Annotated in this window: 18 protein-coding genes; 8 read left to right on the forward strand and 10 right to left on the reverse strand. The window is 66.8% G+C overall.

What is annotated here, in order from left to right; translation table 11 throughout:
- Window positions 1-46: 46 nt before the first annotated feature.
- The 10 genes from aceK to M1L61_RS21120 form a co-directional block, all read right to left on the reverse strand.
- Window positions 47-1777 (reverse strand): bifunctional isocitrate dehydrogenase kinase/phosphatase, encoded by a 1731-nt coding sequence (gene aceK / locus M1L61_RS21075; RefSeq protein WP_248854066.1) that lies wholly within the window; start codon window positions 1775-1777, stop codon window positions 47-49.
- Between the two features lie 165 nt (window positions 1778-1942).
- Complete coding sequence (locus M1L61_RS21080; RefSeq protein WP_043397376.1) at window positions 1943-2302, reverse strand: hypothetical protein; 360 nt, start codon at window positions 2300-2302, stop codon at window positions 1943-1945.
- A gap of 53 nt (window positions 2303-2355) precedes the next feature.
- The gene (locus M1L61_RS21085; RefSeq protein WP_057502417.1) at window positions 2356-2772 is read right to left on the reverse strand and encodes a roadblock/LC7 domain-containing protein; all 417 of its coding nucleotides are present in this window, start codon (window positions 2770-2772) and stop codon (window positions 2356-2358) included.
- Window positions 2765-3313, reverse strand: a complete 549-nt coding sequence (locus M1L61_RS21090; RefSeq protein WP_010481027.1) for a GTPase — start codon at window positions 3311-3313, stop codon at window positions 2765-2767. The genes M1L61_RS21085 and M1L61_RS21090 overlap by 8 nt, the downstream gene beginning before the upstream one ends.
- On the reverse strand, window positions 3306-4271 hold the full coding sequence (locus M1L61_RS21095) for a hypothetical protein (protein WP_248854067.1): 966 nt from the start codon (window positions 4269-4271) through the stop codon (window positions 3306-3308). The genes M1L61_RS21090 and M1L61_RS21095 overlap by 8 nt, the downstream gene beginning before the upstream one ends.
- A 278-nt stretch (window positions 4272-4549) precedes the next feature.
- Complete coding sequence (locus M1L61_RS21100; protein ID WP_235650915.1) at window positions 4550-6772, reverse strand: NADP-dependent isocitrate dehydrogenase; 2223 nt, start codon at window positions 6770-6772, stop codon at window positions 4550-4552.
- 342 nt (window positions 6773-7114) lie between these two features.
- Window positions 7115-7627 carry a hypothetical protein gene (locus M1L61_RS21105; protein WP_019336714.1) on the reverse strand — a complete coding sequence of 171 codons (513 nt, stop codon included), beginning with the start codon at window positions 7625-7627 and terminating at the stop codon, window positions 7115-7117.
- 42 nt (window positions 7628-7669) lie between these two features.
- Entirely contained in the window at window positions 7670-7963 is a 294-nt protein-coding gene (locus M1L61_RS21110; protein WP_005419771.1) for a LysM peptidoglycan-binding domain-containing protein, read from the reverse strand.
- 171 nt (window positions 7964-8134) lie between these two features.
- The gene (queF, locus tag M1L61_RS21115; protein WP_054172636.1) at window positions 8135-8953 is read right to left on the reverse strand and encodes an NADPH-dependent 7-cyano-7-deazaguanine reductase QueF; all 819 of its coding nucleotides are present in this window, start codon (window positions 8951-8953) and stop codon (window positions 8135-8137) included.
- A 614-nt stretch (window positions 8954-9567) separates the two neighbouring features.
- The gene (locus tag M1L61_RS21120) at window positions 9568-10887 is read right to left on the reverse strand and encodes a M20 family metallopeptidase (RefSeq protein ID WP_049433673.1); all 1320 of its coding nucleotides are present in this window, start codon (window positions 10885-10887) and stop codon (window positions 9568-9570) included.
- 188 nt (window positions 10888-11075) lie between these two features.
- On the opposite strand from M1L61_RS21120, the gene M1L61_RS21125 reads away from it, so the two are divergent.
- The 8 genes from M1L61_RS21125 (at window position 11076) to M1L61_RS21160 (ending at window position 24805) form a co-directional block, all read left to right on the forward strand.
- Window positions 11076-12320 carry an efflux RND transporter periplasmic adaptor subunit gene (locus M1L61_RS21125; protein ID WP_197646605.1) on the forward strand — a complete coding sequence of 415 codons (1245 nt, stop codon included), beginning with the start codon at window positions 11076-11078 and terminating at the stop codon, window positions 12318-12320.
- A gap of 74 nt (window positions 12321-12394) precedes the next feature.
- Complete coding sequence (locus M1L61_RS21130; protein ID WP_100446879.1) at window positions 12395-15628, forward strand: efflux RND transporter permease subunit; 3234 nt, start codon at window positions 12395-12397, stop codon at window positions 15626-15628.
- A 31-nt stretch (window positions 15629-15659) separates the two neighbouring features.
- Window positions 15660-18782: an efflux RND transporter permease subunit gene (locus M1L61_RS21135; RefSeq protein WP_053443607.1), complete on the forward strand. Its 3123-nt coding sequence runs from the start codon at window positions 15660-15662 to the stop codon at window positions 18780-18782.
- A 139-nt stretch (window positions 18783-18921) separates the two neighbouring features.
- Window positions 18922-21099, forward strand: coding sequence for a YccS family putative transporter (gene yccS, locus M1L61_RS21140; protein WP_019336619.1), 2178 nt, complete (start codon window positions 18922-18924; stop codon window positions 21097-21099).
- Between the two features lie 141 nt (window positions 21100-21240).
- Window positions 21241-22035: an SDR family oxidoreductase gene (locus tag M1L61_RS21145; RefSeq protein ID WP_043397336.1), complete on the forward strand. Its 795-nt coding sequence runs from the start codon at window positions 21241-21243 to the stop codon at window positions 22033-22035.
- 97 nt (window positions 22036-22132) lie between these two features.
- Entirely contained in the window at window positions 22133-24022 is a 1890-nt protein-coding gene (locus M1L61_RS21150) for an MFS transporter (protein ID WP_248854068.1), read from the forward strand.
- Between the two features lie 182 nt (window positions 24023-24204).
- Window positions 24205-24492 (forward strand): CD225/dispanin family protein, encoded by a 288-nt coding sequence (locus tag M1L61_RS21155; protein ID WP_005419784.1) that lies wholly within the window; start codon window positions 24205-24207, stop codon window positions 24490-24492.
- A 34-nt stretch (window positions 24493-24526) separates the two neighbouring features.
- Entirely contained in the window at window positions 24527-24805 is a 279-nt protein-coding gene (locus tag M1L61_RS21160; RefSeq protein WP_010481000.1) for a CD225/dispanin family protein, read from the forward strand.
- The last annotated feature ends 12 nt before the right edge of the window (window positions 24806-24817 follow it).

Consider the following 24817-nt stretch of genomic DNA (forward strand, 5'->3'; position numbering starts at 1 on the left):
GATGAACAGCGAGCGTACCTCAGTCCCAATACCCATGACAGCCGGCTCAGGCCAGCCGATGTGCGCCCGCATAGGGTGGCGTATCCGGATAGTCACCACGGGCAAAACGTTCCTGCAGACCCTGCCACCAGGCCGGGTCGAACAGGTGCCGGTAGTGCTCGCGCACCGCCGCCAGTTCGCCGGCCGGCAGGCCCATGAACGGGCCGAAGCGTTCGGGGAACACATCGCGTGGCCCCACATGGAACCAGGGCTCGTCGGCCATCGCCTCCTCCGGTGTGCGCGGCTGCGGCCAGGCACGGAACACGCAGTCGCTGACCAGGCACAGCTCGTCATAGTCGTAGAACACGGCGCGACCGTGCCGCGATACGCCGAAGTTCTTCGGCAGCATGTCGCCGGGGAAGATGTTGTTGCGCGCCATGTCGGTGATCGCCTGCGCGTAGTCGAGTACCGCCGCGCGCACCGCCTCACCGCCCTGCTCGCGCAGGTACAGGTTCAATGGACGGAAACGGCGCTGCACGTAGCACAGTGCGATCTCCACCTCATCGCCATCAACGCGTACGCTCTGCGCGCACTGCTGCAGCAGTTCGTCCAGCAGGGCCGGCGCGAAACGCGCGCGCGGAAAGCGCAGATGACGATAGGGCTGCGCATCGAGCAGGCGGCCGACACGATCGAGATTGAACACCAGCGCGTACTTCTCTTCCACCTGCTGCCGCGACATCGCCTTGGGCCACGCGAAACGGTCGCGGATCAGCTTGAACACCAGCGGATAGCTGGGCAGGGTGAACACCGCCATGACCATGCCCGGCGTGCCTTCGGCATGCACCAGCCGCTCCTGCGGGTGCTCGTTGAAGTGGCGGAAGAACGTGCGGTAGCGCTCGGTCTTGCCCTGCTTGGCACGTCCCAGCACCGTGTAGATCTCATCGATGGGCTTGCCCGGCAGCAGGCTGCGCAGGAACACCACGGCATCGCCCACCGTACCCAGATCGGCCTGGAAGTAGCTGCGCGACACGCCAAACAGATGGGCAACATCACGGCGCCGGGTCAGCACCGCATCGGCACGCAGGCCGCGCGCGTCGTTGACCAGGGCAATCACGCAGGGTGAGAAGCGGTGCTCGCCGAATACACGTCCAACCAGGTAGGCGCGGCGCTCGCGGTAGAACACGGTGTCGAGCAGTTCGATGCTGCGTACCGGCGTGTCCCCCCAATGGGCGAGGTCGTCCTGCAGGCGAACGGCGATGGCCGCCGCGCAGCGCAGCTGGTGCGCGTACGGAATGTCGAAACGATAATCGGCCAATACGCGTTGCAGGGCCTCCACCGGCCGCGTCGGCGAGACGGCATAGGTATGGCGCGCGACGGGATGGGTGATTGCATCGGAAGGCTCGACGTCGAAAGCAATGAATTCCAGCGCCGGGTCCACGCCGCGGGTAGCGAACAGGCGCCGCGACAGCGTGTTGTAGAAGGTCTTGTACAGCTCGGCGTCGATCAGGCCCTGCAACAGCGCGCTGTAGCCGGCGTGCACCTGCAGCCACAGCGAGCGCTCGCCGATCGCGTCACCGGCGAGGCGGCGCAACGCATCCATCTGCTCGGCGATGCACAGGTCGTAGAGGGCGATGCGCTCAACCGCATCCTGTCGCGCACCGGCCCAGTCGCGCTGCTCGAAGCGCTGCCGCGCCCGCGCGGTGATCGCCGCGAAGCGGGCATGGTACTGCTCGAAACCATCGCGGATGGCACCGGCGATACGCGGCGCCAGCTCGGTAGCGATGTCAGGCTTGGACATGCATGGCTCACCCGGGAGGACCGGCTTTACCATACGCTGGCGTGGGGTTGCTTGTGTAGAGCCGAGCCCATGCTCGGCTGATCCAGGCAGAAGCAGCCGAGCATGGCTCGGCTCTACAGTTGCAAAGAGCAGTCGGGCGGGCTCGACTCTACCGAAGCCAATGGCTCAGATCGCCAGTTCGGACTCCACGTCCTGCACCTTGCGCCGGGCCAGCGCCAGGTTGGACTTGGTACGGTCCAGCACGATGTAGAAGAACAAGCCCTTCTTCTTCGCCACCGGGCGCATGATGTGGTACGCCTTGCCCAGCGAGATCAGGATGTCCTCGATGCTGTCGTTGAGGTTCAGCGACGCGGCGGTCTTCATCTTGGCGCGGATCACTTCGGTGTTGCCGGCGGCGGCCACTTCCATGTCCATGCCGGCACCGGCTTCGCCCAGCAGCATGCCGCTTTCGTAGTCGACCAGCGCCACTGCCTGCGCGCCGTCGATGCCCATCAGTGCGTTCAACGATTCATTCAATCCAGCCACGTCGCACCCCTTGTCGATGTTGGTTCGAGCCCCTCGTTCCCCTGCGGCCGGGCTCACGATCCGCCGAGTTCGGCCAGGATCGCCTGGCCACATTCCCTGCTCTGCCACAGCACCTGGCCGATCACACTGCGCTGGTCGCAGGCCGCCATCAGCAGCAGCGGTGCACGTCCCTCGGCCTGGATTGCCAGCATCAGCACCTTGCCGCCGGCCGCCTCCAGCATCAGCGTCTGCAGATCCCCCAGCAGCAGTTCGCGCCCGACCGCCGCGGCCAGCGCCAGCATCGCGCTGGTCATTGCCGCCAGCCGTTCGCCGCGCCCTTCGGCACCAGCGCTGACCAGGGCAAAGCCATCGACACTGGCCAGCACTACCGTGCGCACGCCTTCCACCCGCTGCTGCAGGTCCTGCAGCAGCGGCTGCAGGCGCGCACGCTGGCCGGCATCGGGCAGCACCGCCATCTGCCCGTCAGCCATGCGCGGCCACCAGTGCGTGCGCTTCCATTTCGCTCATCAGTACATCCATCAGCAGCAATCCCTGTTCGCGGTCGCGGGCATCCACCGCCAGCAAAGGCAGCGGTTGATCATCCAGGCTGGCGCGTGCAGCCCAGTCGTCCAGCGCAGCGTGCGGCGCCTGGTCGAGATGGGTGACCGCCACCACCAGCGCCAATGACGCTGCGAACGGCTGCAGCACCTGCAGGTAGTCCTCCAGCTCGCCGGCCAACCCGGCACGGCGCGCGTCCAGCAGCAGCACCGCACCACGTGCCCCCTGCAGCAGGATCGGCCACAGGAAATCAAAGCGCTGCTGGCCGGGTGTCCCGTAGAGCCGCAGGCGTTCGCCGTTGGGCAGGTCGATGTCTGCGTAGTCCAGCGCGACGGTGGTGGAGGCCTTGTCGGCACCGAGGCGATCACTGTTGGCCACATCGGTGTCGATCACCGCGCCGGCCGCGATGCTGCGCACGAGTGTCGACTTGCCGCTGCCCATGCCACCGAGCACGACCACCTTGTGCTCACGCATTGCGCTCGCTCCCACGCAGGTGGCGCCACAGGCGGGCAAGCAGGCCGTTGTCGGTGCCATTGCCGCGTAGTGCCGTCATCGGTGCCGCCGGGGCGCTCTGCAACTGCGCGTAACCGCAGAGATAGGCGGCATGGATGAAATCACGCACCGCCGCAGCCGGCAACTCGAGCAGCATCGCGCATTCTTCAACCGTGCACGCGCGCTTGAGCAGCAGCGAACACAGGCGGAAGCCATCGTGGTCGTGACCCAGCACGCGGAAATCCGGCCAGCGCAGCACCTTCACCGAGGCGCCACGCAGGCGTTCGTCCAGTGCCTGCCAATGTCGGCTGCGCTGTGCCCACTGCCACAGCAGGGGCCGCAGTGGCTGGCGCGGCCGCTCACCGGCCAGGGCCTGCAGGCGAGCCGGCGTGAGCGCATCCAGCTGCAGGCGCTCGAAGGCATCGGCCAAACGCTCCACCAGCGCGCTCGCGGGCTCCTGCAGCAGCACGGCCTGGTCATGCTCGAGGTCCATCAGCAGGACGGGGTCACCCGCGTCACTCAGCAGTGCCTGCCCCTGTCGCAGCGGCAGCCGCTCGCGCAGCAGACGGGTGATGGCATGCGCACCATCAGCCAGGCGGATCGGTGCGGGTGCGTGCATGGTCAGGGGCTCCACTGCGAACTGCATCCCGCGCAGGGCGCGGCCGATGGCACCGTCATCAAGTATGTCCTGATGGCCATCGCCGTCGCGCAGCTGGCCCCCCAGATCCTCGATCCAGCACTGCAGTCGCGGGCGTTGCTGGCGCATGCGCAGGGCCGCGTTGCGCAGCGCCGGCGTATCGCGGATGACCAGCAGGTCGCAATCGTCCAGATCCTGGCTGCGGCGGATCTGGCCGTCCGGCAGCGCCGATGCTACGCGTAGCCGCTGCAGCAGGGCCTGCTCGCCCTGGATGTCGGTTCCCACTACCAGCACGCGTGCCATCCGTGTTCCCCGTGCGGCCACCTCCCCGGTGGCCTCGCGTCGCCAAGGCTAGGACATCGCCAGCGGCAGCCGTCGTGATCGACTGCTCAGATCGGAAGCGGTTGCAGACAGTGTCCGATCGGTTCTGCGACAGCCATCGCGGGCAAGTTTCATGCCGCTTTGACGGCATTCCGACAGCCAACGGATGTCACGGTTCTGGACGCGGGTCGAATGGGGCCGCCCAAAAAGAAACCCGCGCCGAAGCGCGGGTTCCGGGGTCACGACCGAACGGCGACGGATCAGCCGCGCAGCTGCTCCAGCGCGGCGTTGAAGGTCGCGCTCGGGCGCATCGCCTTGCTGGCCTTGGCCACGTCCGGGCGGTAGTAGCCGCCGATATCCACGGCCTTGCCCTGCACCGCGATCAGCTCTTCAACGATCTTCTGCTCGTTGTCGGTCAGTGCCTTGGCCAGCGGAGCGAAGCGCGCCTTCAGTGCAGCATCTTCGTCCTGCGCGGCCAGGGCCTGGGCCCAGTACAGCGCGATGTAGAAGTGGCTGCCACGGTTGTCGATGCCACCCAGCTTGCGCGACGGCGACTTGTCGTTGTCCAGGAACTGGCCGTTGGCTTCGTCCAGCGCCTTGGCCAGCACACGGGCGGCAGCGTTGTCGTAGCGGTTGCCCAGGTGTTCCAGCGAGGCGGCCAGGGCCAGGAACTCACCCAGCGAATCCCAGCGCAGGTAGCCCTCTTCGACGAACTGCTGCACGTGCTTCGGCGCCGAACCACCGGCACCGGTCTCGAACAGGCCACCACCGGCCATCAGCGGCACGATCGACAGCATCTTGGCGCTGGTGCCCAGCTCCATGATCGGGAACAGGTCGGTGAGGTAGTCGCGCAGCACGTTGCCCGTCACCGAGATGGTGTCCTCGCCCTTGCGGATGCGGGCCAGCGAGAACGAGGTCGCTTCCACCGGTGGCAGAATGCGGATGTCCAGGCCGTTGGTGTCGTGGTTCTTCAGGTACTGCTCGACCTTGGCGATGACCTGCGCGTCGTGGGCGCGGGCGGCATCCAGCCAGAACACGGCCGGGGTGCTGCTCAGGCGGGCGCGCTCGACGGCCAGCTTGACCCAGTCCTGGATCGGCGCGTCCTTGGTCTGGCACATGCGCCAGATGTCACCGGCTTCCACAGCGTGCTCGAACACCACGGTGCCAGCGTCGTCGGTGACCTTGACCACGCCATCGGCGGCGATCTGGAAGGTCTTGTCGTGCGAGCCGTACTCTTCGGCCTTCTGCGCCATCAGGCCGACGTTCGGCACCGAGCCCATGGTGGCCGGGTCGAAGGCCCCGTGCGCCTTGCAGTCGTCGATGACGGCCTGGTACACGCCGGCATAGCAGCGGTCCGGAATGACGGCCTTGGTGTCCTGCAGCTTGCCTTCGGCATTCCACATCTTGCCGGAGTCGCGGATCATCGCCGGCATCGAGGCGTCGACGATCACGTCGCTCGGCACGTGCAGGTTGGTGATGCCCTTGTCCGAGTTGACCATGGCCACGCCCGGACGCTGTGCGTACTCGGCAGCCAGGTCGGCTTCGATCGCAGCGCGGGTGGCTTCGGGCAGCGACGGCAGGCGCGCAGCCAGGTCACCGATGCCGTTGTTGGCATCGAAACCGGCCTGCTTCAGCACGTCGGCATGCTTGGCCAGCACGTCCTTGTAGAACTCGTTGACCGCCACGCCGAACATGATCGGGTCGGAGACCTTCATCATGGTCGCCTTCAGGTGCAGCGAGAACAGCACGCCCTGGGCCTTGGCATCGGCGATCTGCTCAGCGATGAACGCGGCCAGCGCCTTGCGGCTCATCACCGCGGCATCAACGATCTCGCCGGCCTTGACCGCGGTCTTTTCCTTCAGCACGACGGTGCTGCCGTCCTTGCCGTGGAAAGTGATCTTCAGCGCACCGGCGTTGGCCAGGGTGGCCGACTTCTCGCTGCCGTAGAAATCACCGGCGGCCATGTGCGCGACGTGCGACTTCGAATCCGACGCCCAGGCGCCCATGCGGTGCGGATGCTTGCGCGCGTAGTTCTTCACCGACAGCGGTGCGCGGCGGTCGGAGTTGCCTTCGCGCAGCACCGGGTTCACCGCACTGCCCTTGACCTTGTCGTAGCGCGCCTTGTAGTCGCGCTGCTGGTCGTCGGCCGGGGTTTCCGGGTAATCCGGCAGCGGATAGCCCTGGTCCTGCAGTTCCTTGATGGCCGCCTTCAGCTGCGGCACCGAGGCGGAGATGTTCGGCAGCTTGATGATGTTGGCGTCCGGGGTGGTCGCCAGCTGGCCCAGCTCGGCCAGGTCGTCGCTGACCTTCTGCGCGTCACTGAGCAGTTCCGGGAACTGCGACAGGATGCGGCCGGACAGCGAGATGTCACGGGTTTCCACCACGATGCCTGCGGTGGCGGTGTAGGCGCCGACGATCGGCAGCAGCGACTGGGTGGCCAGGAACGGGGCTTCGTCGGTCAGCGTGTAGAGGATCTTGGACATGGGGGACTTGGACTCTGTAGCAATGCTCAGGGGAAGGCCGGCGCCAGCGCCGGGCCACGTGCAACCGTGTCGCTTTCCCCCGTCGCCGTCAGGGTGGGCGCGCGGCGGGGAAACCCCTGCATTGTCGCGTTTTCAGCCGCGCGGGGCAAAGCCGCGCCATACGCAGTGGTACTGCATGCCGGCAACGCTGTGATCCATCCGCACACCGTGTGGGTGAAGCGCGGCCCGCTTGTCAGTAGATCCACGCCATGCGTGGATGGGGCCAACCGTCGCCCAATAAAAGAGGACGCAGCCTCGCGGCTGCGTCCATCGTGAGCCCTGCCGGGAGAGAGTCGGCTGGACTTACTTGACCTCGAACTCCTGCGGCGTTCCGGCCGCCTTGCCATCGACGGTGACCTCGGCGCGGTACTTGCCGGCCGGCCAGCCCTTTGCATTCTTGAACGTGACGTTGGTGGTTTCCGCACCGCTGGTGTTCAGGGTGGCGTTCTGTTCGCCGGCCACCTGGCCGTCCTGGTAGGTCAGCTTCGCGCCAACGGTGACGTTGTTGGCGGCACCGTCGGTCTTGACCGAAACGATGATGTCGTCCTTCGGTGCGAACAACGCCGTGGTCGCAACCGACTTGTCGGCGGCTGCGGTCTTGCCGACGGTGACCGCCGAGACGCTCACTGCAGCAGCTTCGGCCATCGGCGGCGGCGCGCCGGTCATCGGTGCGGGTGCTGCCGGTTCGGCCGGAGCGGTCGCTGCCGGAGCGGCATTGTTGTCGGTCGACTCTTCTTTCTTCTTGCAACCGACCAAGGCGACGCTGCCCAGCAGGGCGGCGATCAGGGCGGTCTGGAGCGGGGTGGTCTTGATCATTCGGGGTTCCTCCCAGGGATTGTCGGACGACGTTCGGCCGGCTTACTTCGGCGGCAATTTCAGGGTCTGGCCCGGGAAGATCTTGTCCGGGTCATCAAGCACATCGCGGTTGGCTTCGAAGATCTTCTTCCAGGCATTGGCGTCGCCCAGATGCTGCTTGGCGATCTTCGACAGCGAGTCACCCTTCTGCACGGTATAGGTGCCGCCGCTGACAACGTCTGCGGTGCTGTCCACCGAGGCGCTGACGCCGGAGAAGTCCGCCTTCGGCACCTGCTCGGCGGTACTGTCGACGCTGCCACTGACGCCGGAGAAATCGGCTTTCTTCTCGGTACTCATCCACAACTCCCGTCTGCATGACTACGTGGTTCGCACGGTGCCATGGAGGTTGTTAAATGGGGATGGTGCAGATGTGAAGCCGCCCCCGGGGGCGGCTGAACAATCGGGGCGGAAGATGGTCGCTGCGCTCGCCGGGCGTGGCCCGGCGCTACCAGTAACCGCCTGTGGCGGTTACTGGCGCAGTTCGCGGTAGGTCGCAGCCGGGGCGGTGATGCCGGCGCTGGCACGCCAGGGATTGATATCCAGGCCACCACGGCGGGTATAGCGGGCCTCCACCTCCAGCCACTGCGGCTGGCAGCGCGAAGTCACCTCGCTGAAGATCCGCTCAACGCACTGCTCGTGGAACTCGGCGTGCTCGCGGTAGCTGACCAGATAGCGCAGCAGGCCGGCACGGTCGATCTTCGGCCCACGGTAACGCAGGCTGACCGTGGCCCAGTCCGGCTGGCCGGTGACCGGGCAGTTGGACTTCAGCAGCGACGAGACCAGGGTCTCTTCCACCACCTCGCCCGCATCGGCGGCAAGGAAGTCCGCCTGCGGCGGACCGTAGCAGTCGATCTCCACGTCCAGCCCGTCGATGGATTCACCGAGCGGCGTCTCACGCAGGCCCGGCAGGCCGAACTCGACCTGGACCGGCGCACCGGCGCAGGCCGACAGGTCGGCCACCAGGCGCTCGCGCAGTGCCTCGGCGCTGTCGATGCGGGTGCTGTTGAGGGAGTTGAGGTACAGCTTGAACGACTTCGATTCGATCAACCGCGGCGAAGTGCATGGCACCTGCACGGTGGCGACGGCGACCTGCGGCTTGCCACGCGGGTCGAGCCAGCTCAGCTCGAAGGCGTGCCAGCGGTCGTGGCCGACGAACGGCAGCGCGGCGTCATCGAGGCCGATCTCGGCGCGGGCGCCGCTGCGCGGGATGGGAAACAGCAGGCCGGGATCGTACTGCGACGGGTAACTGACCTCGCGACCGAGGCTGGAATCCTGTGGGGTGTTCATGGGCGTCATTGTATCGCGCGGAGGGCGGGCCTTCGGCCGGGCCGGCCAACGGCGGAGCCCCTCCGTGGTGGTTCAGGGCAGGATCTCGGGGTCGGCCGGGAGGGTGGGTTGGCTGGGGGCCGCTGCAAGTACGTCCATGTAAGCTCGGTCGCCGCTTGCTCGTGCGCGCAGTCCTGCACGCACGGCAAGGCCAGGGTTGGGCGTCCTGCCCAACCCGCCCGAGGCATGCCTCGGGCCCATGCGGCTCACGCCCCCAGCCAACCCACCCTCCCGGCCACGGACAGTTTCCTGCGCCACCACGGGAAGGATCAGAAAAATCAAAATCAAAAGCCGATCCTTCAGACGTTCATGACGTCCGCCGTGTCGACCAAGGTCGACACCTACCAAAGCAGGATGTCGTTCCGACAGCCGCGGGAAACTGTCGAAGGCGGGGTGGGTCCGGTGGCAGGGGCGTGAGCGCCATGGATGGCGCGACCGAGGCTACAGGGACGTACTTGCGCCGTCCCCTGCCACCGGACCCACCCCGCCATCCCACGGATAGCCAGCTTTTGCCGTTGCTCCGGCTGTTGCCGTTGCCTCGGCGGGTGCAGGGCTGCAAGCCCTGCCGGTAACCCTCACCCCGCCGGGGTGCCGGCACCGTGCAGGTAATCCAGGCTCACCTGCAGCAACGCGCGCAATCCCACATCCAGCGCCTTCTCATCCAGCAGGAACTTCGGCGAATGATTGGCCGGTGCCGTCGCCGGGTCGATGCCCACGCTGGTGGAACCCACGAAGAAGAACATGCCCGGCACTTCCTTCGCGTACAGCGAGAAATCCTCCGCACCCATCTGCAGCGGCGGCTCGTACACGTTGTCCTTGCCCACCACCGCCTGCAGGCTCGGCAGCATCTTCGCGGTCAGTGCCGGGTCGTTCACCGTGGCCGGGTTGCCATCGGCCTCGTAGATCTCGGTCACCGCCTTGGCGCCATGCGCGGCGGCGGTGTGCTCGGCCACGTTGCGCAGGTCGGCAAAGATCTGCTGGCGCATGCCTTCGTCGAAGGTGCGGATGGTGCCAACCATCTCCACTTCATCGGGAATGATGTTGTAGCGGATGCCGCCGTTGATCGCGCCGAAGGTCAGCACCGCCGGTTGCTTGGACAGGTTGGCGCGGCGGCTGACGATGGTCTGCGCGGTACCGACCAGATCGGCGGTGGCGACGATCGGGTCAATGCCGTTCCAGGGGGCCGAGCCATGCGTCTGGCGACCGATCACCTTGATCCCGAAGCGGTCCGACGCCGCCATCAGCGGGCCACCGCGCACGGCGATCTGCCCGGCCTGCACACTGGAGAACACGTGCAGGCCGAATACCGCCTCCGGCTTGAAGTCGGCGAACAGGCCTTCCTTCAGCATCAGTGCGGCACCGCCCTCTTCCGGCGGCGGTGCACCTTCCTCGGCCGGCTGGAAGATCAGCATCACCTGGCCCGGCAGGTCCTTCTTCATCGCCACCAATGCTTCGGCCACGCCCAGCAGGGTGGCGGTGTGCGCGTCATGGCCGCAGGCATGCATCACGCCCACGGTCTGCCCGCGGTACTGGTCGGTGGCCTTGGAGGCGAACGGCAGGCCGGTCTGTTCGGTCACCGGCAGCGCGTCCATGTCCGCGCGCAGGGCGATCTTCGGGCCCGGCTTGCCGCCTTCGATGATCGCCACCACGCCGTGGTGGGCGATGCCGGTCTTCGGCTTCAGGCCCATCGCACGCAGGCGCTTGGCGACCTCGGCCGAGGTTCGCACCTCGCGGTTGGACAACTCCGGGTGCTGGTGGAAGTCACGGCGCCATTCGACCACCTTGGCCTGCAGGCGCTGGGCGGCGGCGGTCACTTCGGGACGTTGCCCGTCCTGGGCATGGGCAAGGACCGGCAGGGCCAGCAGCAGGGCGGACAGCAGCAGCGAACGGCGCATCGCAATCTCCACGGCAAAGGGGGTTCCAGCTGAATGTAGGGCAACGCCGCCGCCACGGGAACCTCCGCGGCCAGATCCGGTCATAGCGCCCGTCCCATCCGTCATGTAGGAAACGTGATGTGGCGCAGGTATGCTTTGCGCATTGCCAACCGGGGCCGCGCCCCGTCCAGTCCTCTTGGAGTCCTTGAATGTCACGTGTTTGGAAGATCGTGCTGCTGGTCGTGGCGGTACTGGTGCTGGCCGTGGTCGGCCTGCGCGTACTCGGCGGGGGCAAGGACAAGGCCGGTGGCGCGGCAGCAGCTGCGCGCCAGGGCGGTGAAGACCCGGATGCCGGCCCGGTACCGGTAACCGTGGTGGATGCGGCACGTCAGGACGTGCCGGTCTATGCCAGCGCGCTGGGCACGGTGACGGCAATGAACACCGTCACCGTCAGCCCGCAGGTGGGCGGACAGCTGATGAGCCTGAACTTCCGCGAAGGCCAGGAAGTGAAGAAGGGCGATGTGCTGGCGGTGATCGACCCGCGCACCGCCCAGGCCAGCTATGACCAGGCGGTGGCATCCAAGCGCCAGAACGAGGCGCTGCTGGCCACCGCGCGCTCCAACTACCAGCGCTCGAACGCGCCGGAGTATCGCCAGTTCGTCGCCAAGACCGATCTGGATACACAGCGAAACCAAGTGGCACAGTACGAAAGCGCAGTCGCGGCGAACGAGGCCAGCATGCGCTCGGCGCAGGTACAGCTGCAGTACACCAAGGTCACCGCGCCGATCACCGGCATCGCCGGCATCCGCGCGGTCGACGCCGGCAACGTGGTCAACGCCGGCACCGCGCTGGTCACGCTGACCCAGATCCATCCGATCCACGTGCTGTTCAACCTGCCCGAGCGCCAGCTCGGCGATGTGCGCCAGGCGCAGGCCGCCGGTGCGGTACCCGTCGCGGCGCTGGACCGCGCCGATTCGCACGTGCTGTCCGGTGACGGCAAGCTGGACGTGGTCGACAACCTGATCAGTGCCGACAGCGGCACGTTCAAGGCACGCGCGATCTTCGACAACACCGACAACGGCCTGTGGCCGGGCCAGTTCGTCAACGTGCGCATGCAGCTGCGCACGATTGCCGGCGGCGTGGTCATCCCGACCCAGGCGGTGCTGCGCGGGCCGGATGGCGAGTACGTCTATGTGGTGCAGGGCGACAGCACGGTGAAGATGCAGACCGTGCGCAGCGGAGTGGAAGTAGGCGACAGCCAGGTGCAGATCGCCGAAGGCCTGAAGGGCGGCGAGCGCGTGGTCAGCGAAGGCCAGTTCCGCCTGAAGCCGGGCAGCAAGGTCACCGCGCTGAAGCCGGGCGAGACTCCGGTCGCACCGACCGAGGCCGAACTGAAGGCGGCCGAGCAGAAGAACGGTGGCGGCAGTGGCCGTCGCGGTGGTGGCCCGCGCTGAGCGCAGGCCACAGTTCTCCCTCGCGCCGGCACACCTGCCGGCGCCGACATTGAAGTGCCAGCAAGGATCAGTCCGTGGGCTTTTCGACGATCTTCATCCGCCGCCCGATCGCCACCTCGCTGTTGATGGCGGGCCTGTTGCTGCTCGGCATCCTGGGCTACCGCAAGCTGCCGGTGTCGGCGCTGCCGGAAATCGATGCACCCAGCCTGGTGGTCACCACCCAGTACCCCGGTGCCAATGCCACCACCATGGCTTCGCTGGTCACCACCCCGCTGGAGCGCCAGTTCGGGCAGATTTCCGGGCTGGAGTTGATGACCTCGGATTCGTCGGCGGGCCTGTCGACGATCATCCTGCAGTTCTCGATGGACCGCGACATCGACATCGCCGCGCAGGACGTGCAGGCGGCGATCCGCCAGGCCACCCTGCCCTCGTCGCTGCCCTACCAGCCGGTCTACAACCGGGTGAATCCGGCCGACGCGGCCATCGTCACCCTCAAGCTGACCTCCGATACGCGGCCGCTGCGCGACGTCAACAACTACGCTGACTCGATCCTCGCCCAGCGCCTGTCGCAGGTACAGGGCGTGGGCCTGGTCTCGATCGCCGGCAACGTGCGTCCGGCCGTGCGCATCCAGGTCAATCCGGCGCAGCTGTCGAACATGGGCCTGACCCTGGAAGAGCTGCGCAGCGCGCTGACCCAGGCCAACGTCAATGCACCCAAGGGTTCACTGAACGGCAAGACCCAGTCCTACAGCATCGGTACCAACGACCAGCTCACCAGTGCCGCCGAGTACCGCGACACCATCATCAGCTACAAGAACGGCCGTCCGGTGCGTTTGTCCGACGTGGCCGAAGTGGTTGATGGCGTGGAGAACGACCAGCTGGCCGCCTGGGCCGATGGCAAGCCGGCGGTGCTGCTGGAAGTGCGGCGCCAGCCCGGCGCCAACATCGTGCAGACCGTCGAGCGCATCCGCGCGATCCTGCCGCAGCTGCAGGGCGTGCTGCCAGCCGACGTGCACCTGGAGATCTTCAACGACCGTACCGAGACCATCCGCGCCTCGGTGCATGAAGTGCAGTTCACCCTGATCCTCACCATCGGCCTGGTGGTGGCAGTGATCTTCGTGTTCCTGCGCCGGCTGTGGGCCACGATCATTCCCTCGGTGGCCGTGCCACTGTCATTGGCGGGCACTTTCGCGGTGATGGCCTTCACCGGCATGTCGCTGGACAACCTCTCGCTGATGGCGCTGGTGGTGGCCACCGGCTTCGTGGTCGACGATGCGATCGTGATGATCGAGAACATCGTGCGTTACATCGAGCAGGGCAAGAGTGGCAAGGAAGCGGCCGAGATCGGTGCGCGCCAGATCGGCTTCACTGTGCTGTCGCTAACCGTGTCGCTGGTGGCAGTGTTCCTGCCGCTGCTGCTGATGCCCGGCGTCACCGGCCGCCTGTTCCATGAGTTCGCGTGGGTGCTGAGCATCGCCGTCGTGCTGTCGATGCTGATCTCGCTGACGCTGACCCCGATGATGTGCGCCTACCTGCTCAAGCCCGACGCCCTGCCCGAGGGCGAGGACGCGCATGAGCGTGCGGCGGCGGCCGGCACGCAGAACCTGTGGACGCGCACCGTCGGCCTGTACGAGCGCAGCCTGGACTGGGTGCTGGGCCACCAGCGCCTGACCCTGGCCGTGGCCGGCGGCGCACTGGTGCTGACCGTGCTGCTGTACGTGCTGATTCCCAAGGGCCTGCTGCCCGAACAGGACACCGGCCTGATCACCGGCGTGGTGCAGGCCGACCAGAACATCGCCTTCCCGCAGATGGAGCAGCGCACCAGGCAGGTCGCCGAAGCGCTGCGCCAGGATCCGGATGTGACCGGCGTGTCGGCCTTCATTGGCGCGGGCAGCATGAATCCCACGCTCAACCAGGGCCAGCTGTCGATCGTGCTGAAGGAACGCGGCGAGCGCGATGGCCTGGATGAGATCCTGCCGCGCCTGCAGAAGGCGGTGGCCGGTATTCCGGGCGTGGCGCTGTACCTGAAGCCGGTACAGGACGTAACCCTGGACACCCGCGTGGCCGCCACCGAGTACCAGTACTCGTTGTCGGACGTCGATCCGGCGACGGTGGCCACCCAGGCCACGCGCCTGACCGAAGCGCTGCGCAAGCGCCCGGAACTGGCTGACGTCGACAACAACCTGTCCAACCAGGGCCGCGCCCTCGAGCTGAACATCGACCGCGACAAGGCCAGCGTGCTGGGCGTGCCGATGCAGACCATCGACGACACGCTCTACGATGCGTTCGGCCAGCGCCAGATCTCGACCATCTTCACCGAACTCAACCAGTATCGGGTTGTACTGGAAGTGGCGCCGGAGTTCCGCACCAGCACCGCGCTGATGGAACAGCTGGCCGTTGCCTCCAATGGTGCCGGTGCGCTGACCGGTACCAATGCCACCAGCTTCGGCCAGGTCACCTCGTCGAATTCATCGACGGCTACCGGCATCGGCGCGCAGAACACCGGCATCACCGTCGGCGCCGGCAGCATCATTCCGCTCTCGGCACTGGCCGAAGGCAAGGTCAGCAGTGCGCCGCTGGTGGTCAGCCACCAGCAGCAGCTGCCAGCGGTGACGGTCTCGTTCAACGTGGCGCCGGGCTATTCGCTGTCCGACGCCGTGCGTGCGATCCAGGAGACCAAGGACAGCCTGGACATGCCGGCACACCTGCATGCCGAATTCATCGGCAAGGCCGCCGAATTCACCGGCAGCCAGACCGATGTGGTGTGGCTGCTGCTGGCCTCGCTGGTGGTGATCTACATCGTGCTGGGCGTGCTCTACGAGAGCTACATCCACCCGATCACGATCATCTCCACGCTGCCGCCGGCCGGTGTCGGCGCGCTGCTGGCGCTGATGCTGTGCGGGTTGAGCCTGTCGGTGGATGGCATCGTCGGCATCGTGCTGCTGATCGGCATCGTCAAGAAGAACGGCATCATGATGGTGGACTTCGCGATCGAGGCGCGCCGCGCCGGTGCCAATGCGCATGAAGCGATCCGCCGGGCCTGCCTGCTGCGCTTCCGTCCGATCATGATGACCACCGCCGCGGCAATGCTCGGCGCGCTGCCGCTGGCGCTGGGCACCGGCATCGGCTCGGAGCTGCGCCGCCCGCTGGGCATCGCCATCGTCGGCGGCCTGCTGCTGTCGCAGCTGGTGACCCTGTACACCACGCCGGTGATCTACCTGTACATGGAGCGCTTCTCCGAATGGCTTGCCCGCCGCCGCGAGCAGCGCGCACTGCGCGACGGATCGCTGCAGGAGCCGCAGGCATGATCCACGCCCCGCTGCCGCGGGGGGCCGCACGATGAACCTGTCCGGCCCCTTCATCCGCCGCCCGATCGGCACCGCGCTGCTGGCCATCGGCCTGTTCATGGTCGGCCTGATCTGCTACCTGCGCCTGGGCGTGTCGGCACTGCCGAACATCGAGATTCCGGTGATCTTCGTGCACGCCAGCCAATCTGGTGCCGATGCGGCAACCATGGCGTCCACGGTCACCGCGCCGCTGGAACGCCATCTCGGCCAGCTGCCGGGCATCGACCGCATGCGCTCGTCGAGCTCGGAAGGCAGCTCGTTGGTGTTCATGATCTTCCAGAGCGGCCACGACATCGATTCGGCCGCGCTGGACGTACAGACCGCGATCAACTCGGCACAGGCCGACCTGCCCTCGGGCATGGGATCGCCGATGTACCAGAAGGCGAACCCGAACGACGACCCGGTCATCGCCATCGCGCTGACCTCGCAGACGCAGTCGGCCGATGAGCTGTACAACGTCGCCGACTCGCTGCTGGCGCAGCGCATCCGCCAGATCAGCGGCGTTGCCTCGGTCGACATTGCCGGTGCTTCGACGCCGGCGGTACGCGTGGACGTCAACCTGCGCCTGATGAACGCGCTGGGCCTGACTGCCGATGATCTGCGCAACGCCGTACGCGCGGCCAACGTGACCTCGCCCACCGGCTTCCTCAGCGATGGAAATACCACCACCGCGATCATCGCCAACGATTCGGTCGCGCGTGCGGCCGACTTCGCCGACCTGGTGGTGAAGACCCAGGGCGATGGCCGGGTGATCCGCCTGAAGGACATCGCCAACGTCTACGACGGCCAGCAGGATGCCTACCAGGCCGCGTGGTTCGACCACAAGCCGGCGGTGGTGATGTACGTGTTCACCCGCGCCGGCGCCAACATCGTGGAAACCGTGGACCGGGTGAAGGCGCAGATTCCCGCGCTGCGCGACTACCTGCAGCCCGGCACCACGATGACGCCGTACTTCGACCGTACGCCGACCATCCGCTCGTCGCTGCATGAAGTGCAGATCACCCTGCTGATCAGCCTGGCGATGGTGGTACTGACCATGGCGCTGTTCCTGCGCCGGCTGGCACCCACGCTGATCGCCGCCGTAACCGTGCCGCTGTCGCTGGCCGGTGCCGCGCTGGTGATGTACGTGATGGGCTTCACCCTGAACAACCTGAGCCTGCTGGCGCTGGTGATCGCGATCGGCTTCGTGGTCGACGATGCGATCGTGGTGATCGAGAACATCATGCGTCACCTCGACGAGGGCATGCCGCGGATGCAGGCGGCACTGACCGGTGCCCGCGAGATCGGCTTCACCATCGTCTCGATCACCGCCTCGCTGGTGGCCGTGTTCATCCCGCTGCTGTTCGCCAGCGGCATGATGGGCGCGTTCTTCCGCGAGTTCACCGTCACCCTGGTGGCAGCGATCGTGGTCTCGATGATCGTCTCGCTGACGCTGACCCCGGCGCTGTGCAGCCGCTTCCTCAGCGCCCACGACCACACGGCGCCGCCGTCACGCTTCGGCCGCTGGCTGGACGCCGGCCACGAGCGCATGCTGCGCATCTACACCGTGTTCCTGGACTTCTCGCTGCGCCATGCGCTGCTGCTGTCGCTGACACCGCTGCTGCTGATCGGTGCAACCATCTTCCTGTTCGGTGCAGTGAAGAAGGGCGCGTTCCCGCCGCAGGACACCGGCCTGATCTGGGGCCGCGCCAACTCCAGCGCTACGGTCTCCTTCGAGGACATGGTCAGCCGCCAGCGCCGCATCACCGACATGCTGATGGCCGACCCGGCGGTGAAGACCGTGGGCGTGCGCCTGGGCAGCGGCCGCCAGGGCTCCAGCGCACAGTTCAACGTCGAGCTGAAGTCGCGAAAGGAAGGCCGCCGCGAAACCACCGCGCATGTCCTGGCGCGTCTGAGTGCGAAGGCCGACCGCTACCCCGACCTGCAACTGCGCCTGCGCGCGATCCAGGATCTGCCCAGCAACGATGGCGGTGGCTCCAGCCAGGGCGCGCAGTACCGCATCTCGCTGCAGGGCAATGACCTGGCGTCACTGCAGGAATGGCTGCCCAAACTGCAGGCGGAGCTGAAGAAGAACCCGAAGCTGCGCGACGTCGGCACCGACGTGGACAATGCCGGCCTGCGCCAGAACATCGAGATCGACCGTGCCAAGGCAGCCCGCCTGGGTGTTTCGGTCGGCGCCATCGACGGCGCCCTGTACGGCGCGTTCGGCCAGCGCCAGATCTCGACCATCTATTCAGACATCAACCAGTACAGCGTGGTGGTCAACGCCCTGCCTTCGCAGACCGCTACGCCGGCGGCGCTCGACGAGGTGCATGTGCGTGCGCGCAACGGCGACATGGTGCCGCTCACTGCGGTGGCCAAGCAGGTGCCGGGGCTGGCGCCTTCGCAGATCACCCATGAGAACCAGTACACGACGATGGACCTCAGCTACAACCTGGCGCCGAACGTGAGCATGGGCGAAGCCAAGGCGATCATCGACGCCACCGTGGCCGGCATGCGCATGCCCGGCGACATCCGCCTGGCCGATGATGCGGGGTTCGGGTTCAACTCCGATCCCAGCGACATGCTGATCCTGGTGTTTGCCGCGATCCTGACCGTGTACCTGGTGCTGGGCATGCTCTACGAGAGCCTGATCCATCCGGTCACCATCCTGTCCACGCTGCCGGCGGCGGGCGTGGGTGCGCTGCTGGCGTTGTTCGGCACCAACACCGAACTGTCGGTGATCTCGATGATCGCGCTGGTGCTGTTGATCGGCATCGTCAAGAAGAACGCGATCATGATGATCGACTTCGCGCTGGTGGCGCAGCGCGAGCATGGGCTGGCACCGCGCGAGGCGGCACGCGAGGCCAGCATCGTACGCTTCCGTCCGATCATGATGACCACGATGGTGGCGATCCTGGCGGCGGTTCCGCTGGCGATCGGCCTGGGCGAAGGGTCCGAGCTGCGTCGTCCGCTGGGTATCGCGATGATCGGCGGCCTGCTGTTCTCGCAGAGCCTGACCCTGCTCAGCACCCCGGCGCTGTACGTGATCTTCTCCTGCCTGGCCGAGCGCTGGCGGGCACGTCGCGCACGCAGGCGCGAAGCGAAGCTGCTCAAGCGCGCGCAGCGGGTGTAGAAGGGCCCATCCGCGCATGGCGCGGATCGACTGAAACGGTAGCGCCGGGCCATGCCCGGCGGGTGCGGACCGTCGGTCCGCACTCCATATTTCACGCGCACCCCGCAATAATGAAGCTCGACCCTTCCACCGAGCCTGCATGTCCGCCCGCGAATCCCGCCTCAGCCGCCTGTGGGCCCACGAAAAGGCCAGCTACGGCCTGCGCGTGTTCATCGCCCTGACCGCAGCGCTTGCCGTGTGCTGGCAACTGGATGCGCTCACCGCCCTGCCCGGCGTGTTCCTCGGCATCATCGCCAGCGCCATCGCCGAGACCGATGACAACTGGTGGGGACGTACCAAGGCGGTACTGCTGTCGCTGCTGTGCTTCTGCCTTGCCGCCGCGTCGGTGATCTGGCTGTTCCCCTGGCCATGGATCTTCATCGGGGCGCTGGCGCTGTCCACGTTCGGGCTGACCCTGCTGGGTGCGCTCGGCGAACGCTACGCGTCGATCGCCCAGGCCACGGTAACGCTGGCGATCTACACCATGATCGGCCTGGAACAACACGGTGCCAGCGACCTGCACAGCGCGCTGGACGCGGTCAGCCACCTGCTGGCCGGTGCGGTCTGGTACGGCCTGCTGTCGATCCTGTGGACCGCGCTGTTCGCCAACCGTCCGGTCCGCGAACGCGTGGCGCGCCTGTACGTTGAACTGGGCCGCTACCTGCAGTTGAAGGCAACACTGTTCGAGCCGGTGCGCGAGGCCGACCTGCAACGTCGCCAGCTCGACCTGGCCGAGCAGAACCGGCGCGTGGTCGGTGCGTTGAACGAGGCCAAGACCGCGATCCTCGCCCGCTTCGGCCGTTCCGGGCGGCCAGGCGTGAACTCCGGCCTGTACCTGCGCCTCTATTACATGGCACAGGATTTCCACGAGCGCGCCAGTTCCTCGCACTACCCGTACGGTGCGCTGGTCGATGCTTTCTTCCATAGCGATGTGCTGTACCGCTGCCAGCGCCTGCTCGACCTGCAGGGGCAGGCCTGCGCGCGGCTGGGCGGGGCGATCCGCCTGCGCCGTCCATTCGTGTATGGCGAAAGCAACCAGCAGGCCGGACGCGATCTGGCCGATGCGCTGGCCTACCTGCGCGACCAGCAGCGGCCGCAGTGGCAGCGACTGCTCGGCTCGCTCGACCTGCTCGTGCACAACCTGCGCAGCATCGAGCGCCGCCTGCTGGATGCGGAGCGTTCCGAGGCCAGCCTGGACAACGTCGATACCCGCCTGCGCGACAGCAACCCGCACACCCTTCGCGAGATGGGCGTGCGCGTGCGCCAGCAGCTCACGCCCGGTTCGGTCCTGTTCCGCCACGGCCTGCGCATGGCATTGGCACTGATCGCCGGTTTCGCGGCGATCCGCCTGTTCAATGCCCAGAACGGCTCATGGGTGCTGCTGACCATCGTGTTCGTATGCCGCCCCAACTTCGGTGCCACCCGCCAGCGCCTGGCGCAACGCATCGTCGGCACCGTGGCCGGCCTGGTGCTGACCTGGGCGCTGCTGCAGCTGTTCCCGCAGCTGCACGTGCAGCTGCTGATCGCGCTGCTGTCGGCGCTGTTGTTCTTCTTCACCCGCACCGACCGCTACCTGGTGGCATCGGCGGCGATCACGGTGATGGCCCTGACCTGCTTCAACCTGATCGGCGATGGCTTCGTGCTGATCGTGCCGCGCATGGTCGATACGCTGCTGGGCTGCGCAATTGCCGCCGCCGCCGCGTTCCTGATTCTGCCCGACTGGCAGGGCCGCCAGCTGCACCTTGTGCTGGCGCGCGTGCTGGACACCGCCGCACGCTACCTGGATTCGGTACTGGGCCAGTACCGCAGCGGCATGCGCGATGACCTGGCCTACCGCATCGCCCGCCGCGACATGCACAACGCCGATGCCGCGCTGTCCACCGCGCTGTCGAACATGCTGCGCGAGCCGGGCCACGTGCGCCGCAACCTCGATGCCGGTTTCCATTTCCTGGCGTTGTCCAACATGCTGCTCGGCCATCTCTCGGCGCTGGGTGCGCACCGCGACCAGGTGGACAGTTACGCCGGTGATCCGCTGGCGCTGGCCGCCGGTGAGCGCGTGCGAAAGGCGCTGCAGCAGCTGTCCTCGGCCCTGGCCGCACGGCAGCCGGTCAGCGAGGACGACAATGACGCCGACCGCGCGGTGGCCGCCGAGCTGGAGCAGATCGGTGAGGCGATGCCGCCGAAGCTGCAGCTGATCCGCACGCAGATGGCGCTGGTGCTGCGGATGCTGCCGAAGGTGCGGGCGGCGGCGAATGAGGCGGTAACCAGCCTGACCTGATCCCTCATCGCTGGTCGGACATCCCATCCACGCGTGGCGTGGATCTACTGCACCGTGTGCAACCGTGTGTTGCGCCCGGCGATGCATCCCGATCACGTTTCCGCGCGGATACTGGGTGATCCCCTGGTCCTGGACTCCCCCATGAAGATCGAACTCGCCGGCCGCACGGCGCTGGTCACCGCCTCCACCGCCGGCATCGGCCTGGCGATCGCCCAGGGTCTTGCCACAGCGGGTGCGCGGGTCATTCTCAATGGCCGCAGCACCGACAGCGTCGAACGCGCCCGCCAGCGCCTGCTCGCCGCCGTTCCGGGTGCCGAGGTGATCGGCCTCGCCGCCGACCTCTCCGATGCCGCCGGCGTCGACACGCTGCTGGCGGGACTGCCCAAGGTCGACATCCTGGTCAACAACGCCGGCATTTTCGGCCCCGAGGACTTCTTCGAGACCGAAGACGCCACCTGGGAGCGCTACTGGCAGACCAACGTGATGTCCGGCGTGCGCCTGTCGCGTGCGTTGCTGCCGGCGATGGTGGCAGCCGGTTGGGGCCGCGTGTTGTTCATCTCCTCCGAATCGGCACGCAACATTCCGGCCGACATGATCCATTACGGGGTCAGCAAGACCGCGCAGCTGTCGCTGTCGCGCGGCCTGGCCAAGCGCGTGGCCGGCAGTGGCGTCACCGTCAACGCGGTGCTGCCCGGCCCGACCCTGTCCGACGGCTTCGCGGCGATGTTCGAAGATGAACGCCAGCGCAGTGGCAAGCCACTGGAGCAGATCGGCCGCGAGTTCGTGATGGCACACCGGCCGTCTTCGGTGATCCAGCGCACCGCCACGGTCGAGGAAGTGGCCAACATGGTGGTGTACCTGGCCTCGCCGCAGGCCTCCGCCACCTCCGGTGCGGCACTGCGCGTGGATGGCGGCGTGGTCGACGATATCGTCTGAGATCTTTCAAAGTGTGCGGACCAACGGTCCGCACCCACAGGTCCGCACCCACAGCGGATGGGCAGGAATGCTAGGCTGCGCCGGTCAAGGAGGCTCCATGTCCGGTCACAACCAGTTCGCCCTGCTGCGCCAGCGCCGTTTCCTGCCGTTCTTCGTCGTCCAGGCGCTCGGAGCGTTCAACGACAACGTGTACCGGCAGGCGATCATCAGCATGTTGCTGTTCATGGCCGTACCGGAGGAAGAACTGGGGCTGTATGCCACGCTGGCACCTGCCATCTTCATCCTGCCGTACTTCCTGTTCTCGGCACTGGCCGGGCAGATCGCCGACAAACTGGAAAAATCGCGACTGATCGTGATCACCACCACCATGGAGATCGTGATCATGTCGCTGGCGGCCACGGGCTTCCTCACCCAGAGCCTGCCGGTACTGCTGGTCGCGCTGTTCTGTACCGGCATGCAGTCAACCCTGTTCGGACCGGTGAAGTACTCGGTACTGCCCTCGGTACTCAAGCCGGAAGAGCTGACCGGTGGCAACGGTCTGGTTGAAATGGGCACCTCGATGTCGATCCTGTCCGGCATGATCGTCGGCGGCCTGGTGTTCACTGTGGCCGGCAGCCACGGCACGGTGGTGGCGGCCTGCGCGATCATCGGCCTGGCGATCTGCGGAAATATCGCTGCGCGCCTGATTCCCAAGGTCGATGCCGGCGACCCGAACCTGAAGATCAACTGGAACCCGCTGCCCGAATCACTGGCGGTGCTGCGCATGGCGCGCCAGCAGAAGGCGGTGCGCAATTCAATCCTGGGTGTGTCCTGGTTCTGGTTCGTCGGCACCGTGCTGACCTCGCAGCTGCCGGCCTATGCCGTGACCAACCTCGGCGGTGAGCCGACCCTGTACATCTTTGCGCTGGCCCTGTTCTCGGTCGGCACCGGCATCGGCTCGCTGCTGTGCGAGAAGCTGTCGGCACGCACGGTGGAAATCGGCCTGGTGCCGCTGGGTGCGTTCGGCATGACCGCATTCCTGCTCGACCTGTACTTCGCCCGCAGTGGCGAAGCAACGGTGCACGGGCTGACCATCGGGACGTTCCTGCAGCAGCCGGGCAGCATCCGCATCGTCATCGACCTGATCGGCATCGGCCTGTTCACCGGCATCTTCGTGGTGCCACTGTTCGCGCTGATCCAGAGCCGCACACCGAAGGCCCAGATGTCGCGCGTGTTCGCCGCGCTGAACATCCAGAATTCCGGCTTCATCGTCGGCGCAGCCCTGCTGTCGCTGGCCGCGCACAAGCTGCTGCACTGGACCATTCCGCAGCAGTTCCTGGCGCTGGCCATCGCCAACGCGCTGGTGGCGATCTACATCTTCACCATCGTCCCCGAATTCCTGATGCGCTTCCTCAGCTGGCTGATGGTGCGCACCCTGTACCGGCTGCGACCGCACGGCATCGAAGCGAACGTGCCCGACGAGGGCGCTGCGCTGCTGGTCTGCAACCATGTCAGCTACATGGACGCGCTGATCCTGTCGGCGACGATTCCGCGCCCGGTGCGCTTCGTCATGTACTACAGGATCTTCAACATTCCGGTGATGCGCTGGATCTTCCGCACCGCCAAGGCGATCCCGATTGCCGGTGCACGCGAGGACCCGGCGCTGATGCAGCGCGCGTTCGATGAGATCGACGCCGCACTGGCCGAAGGTGAGCTGGTCTGCATCTTCCCGGAAGGCGCGCTGACCAGGGATGGCGCGATGGCGCCGTTCAAGTCCGGTGTCGAGAAGATCCTCGAACGGCGGCCGGTGCCGGTAGTGCCGATGGCGCTGCGCGGCATGTGGTCCAGCATGTGGAGCCGTCGCGACAGCCGCCTTGGCCGGATGCGCGTGCCACGCCGTTTCCGTGCCACCGTCGAGGTGGTGGCCGCACCGGCCGTGGATGGCCACAGCACCAGCGCTCCGGTGCTGGAGGCCCAGGTGCGGGCCTTGCGCGGCGATCACGCCTGACGGTACCGGCCCGCCAGGCGGGCCCGGCAACCTCCCCCACATACGTCACCGTCCAGTGGCGTACGCGACATGTCGTGACTGTAAACGCATACATGCAACGTCGGTTGCGGTAGATTACGCACCCACAGGGGGGAGGTCCGGCCGATACATCACGGCCGGCCACCAAGGAATGGAGTCTCGCTTTGAATCAACCGCCACCGCTCAGCCGTCCGGTCTACATCCCCAACCATCTGGTCTGGGCGATCCTGACGACGCTGTTCTGCTGCCTGCCGTTGGGCGTGGTGTCGATCGTCTATGCCTCCCAGGTCGATGGCCGCCGCGCGGCCGGCGACCTGCCGGGGGCCTACAGCGCGTCGCGCAAGGCGGGCTGGTGGGCGGTGGCTTCGGCCGTGGCCCTGCCGGTCCTGTTGCTGTTGTGGTTCGGGCTGTTCGGCGGCTTGGCCGTACTGGGCGCTCTTTCCGACCAATGATTCACCACCACCACCCATCAAGGAGCTTGAACCCATGAACACCGCTACTCCGCAGGTCCCGAACAACCTGGTCTGGGCGATCCTGACCACCCTGTTCTGCTGCCTGCCGGCCGGCATCGTGTCGATCGTCTACGCCGCCCAGGTCAACGGCAAGCTGGCCGCTGGCGACATCGCCGGCGCCCAGGATTCGGCTGCCAAGGCCAAGAAGTGGGCCATCTGGTCGGCCATCGCCTGGGTCGTCGTGGTCGTGCTGTACGTGCTGTTCTTCGTTGTGCTCGGCGGCATGGGCGCGATGAGCAACAGCAGCTACTGATGCGCCTGGACG

It is taken from the genome of Stenotrophomonas sp. NY11291 (assembly GCF_023277365.1).
GTDB lineage: Bacteria > Pseudomonadota > Gammaproteobacteria > Xanthomonadales > Xanthomonadaceae > Stenotrophomonas > Stenotrophomonas geniculata.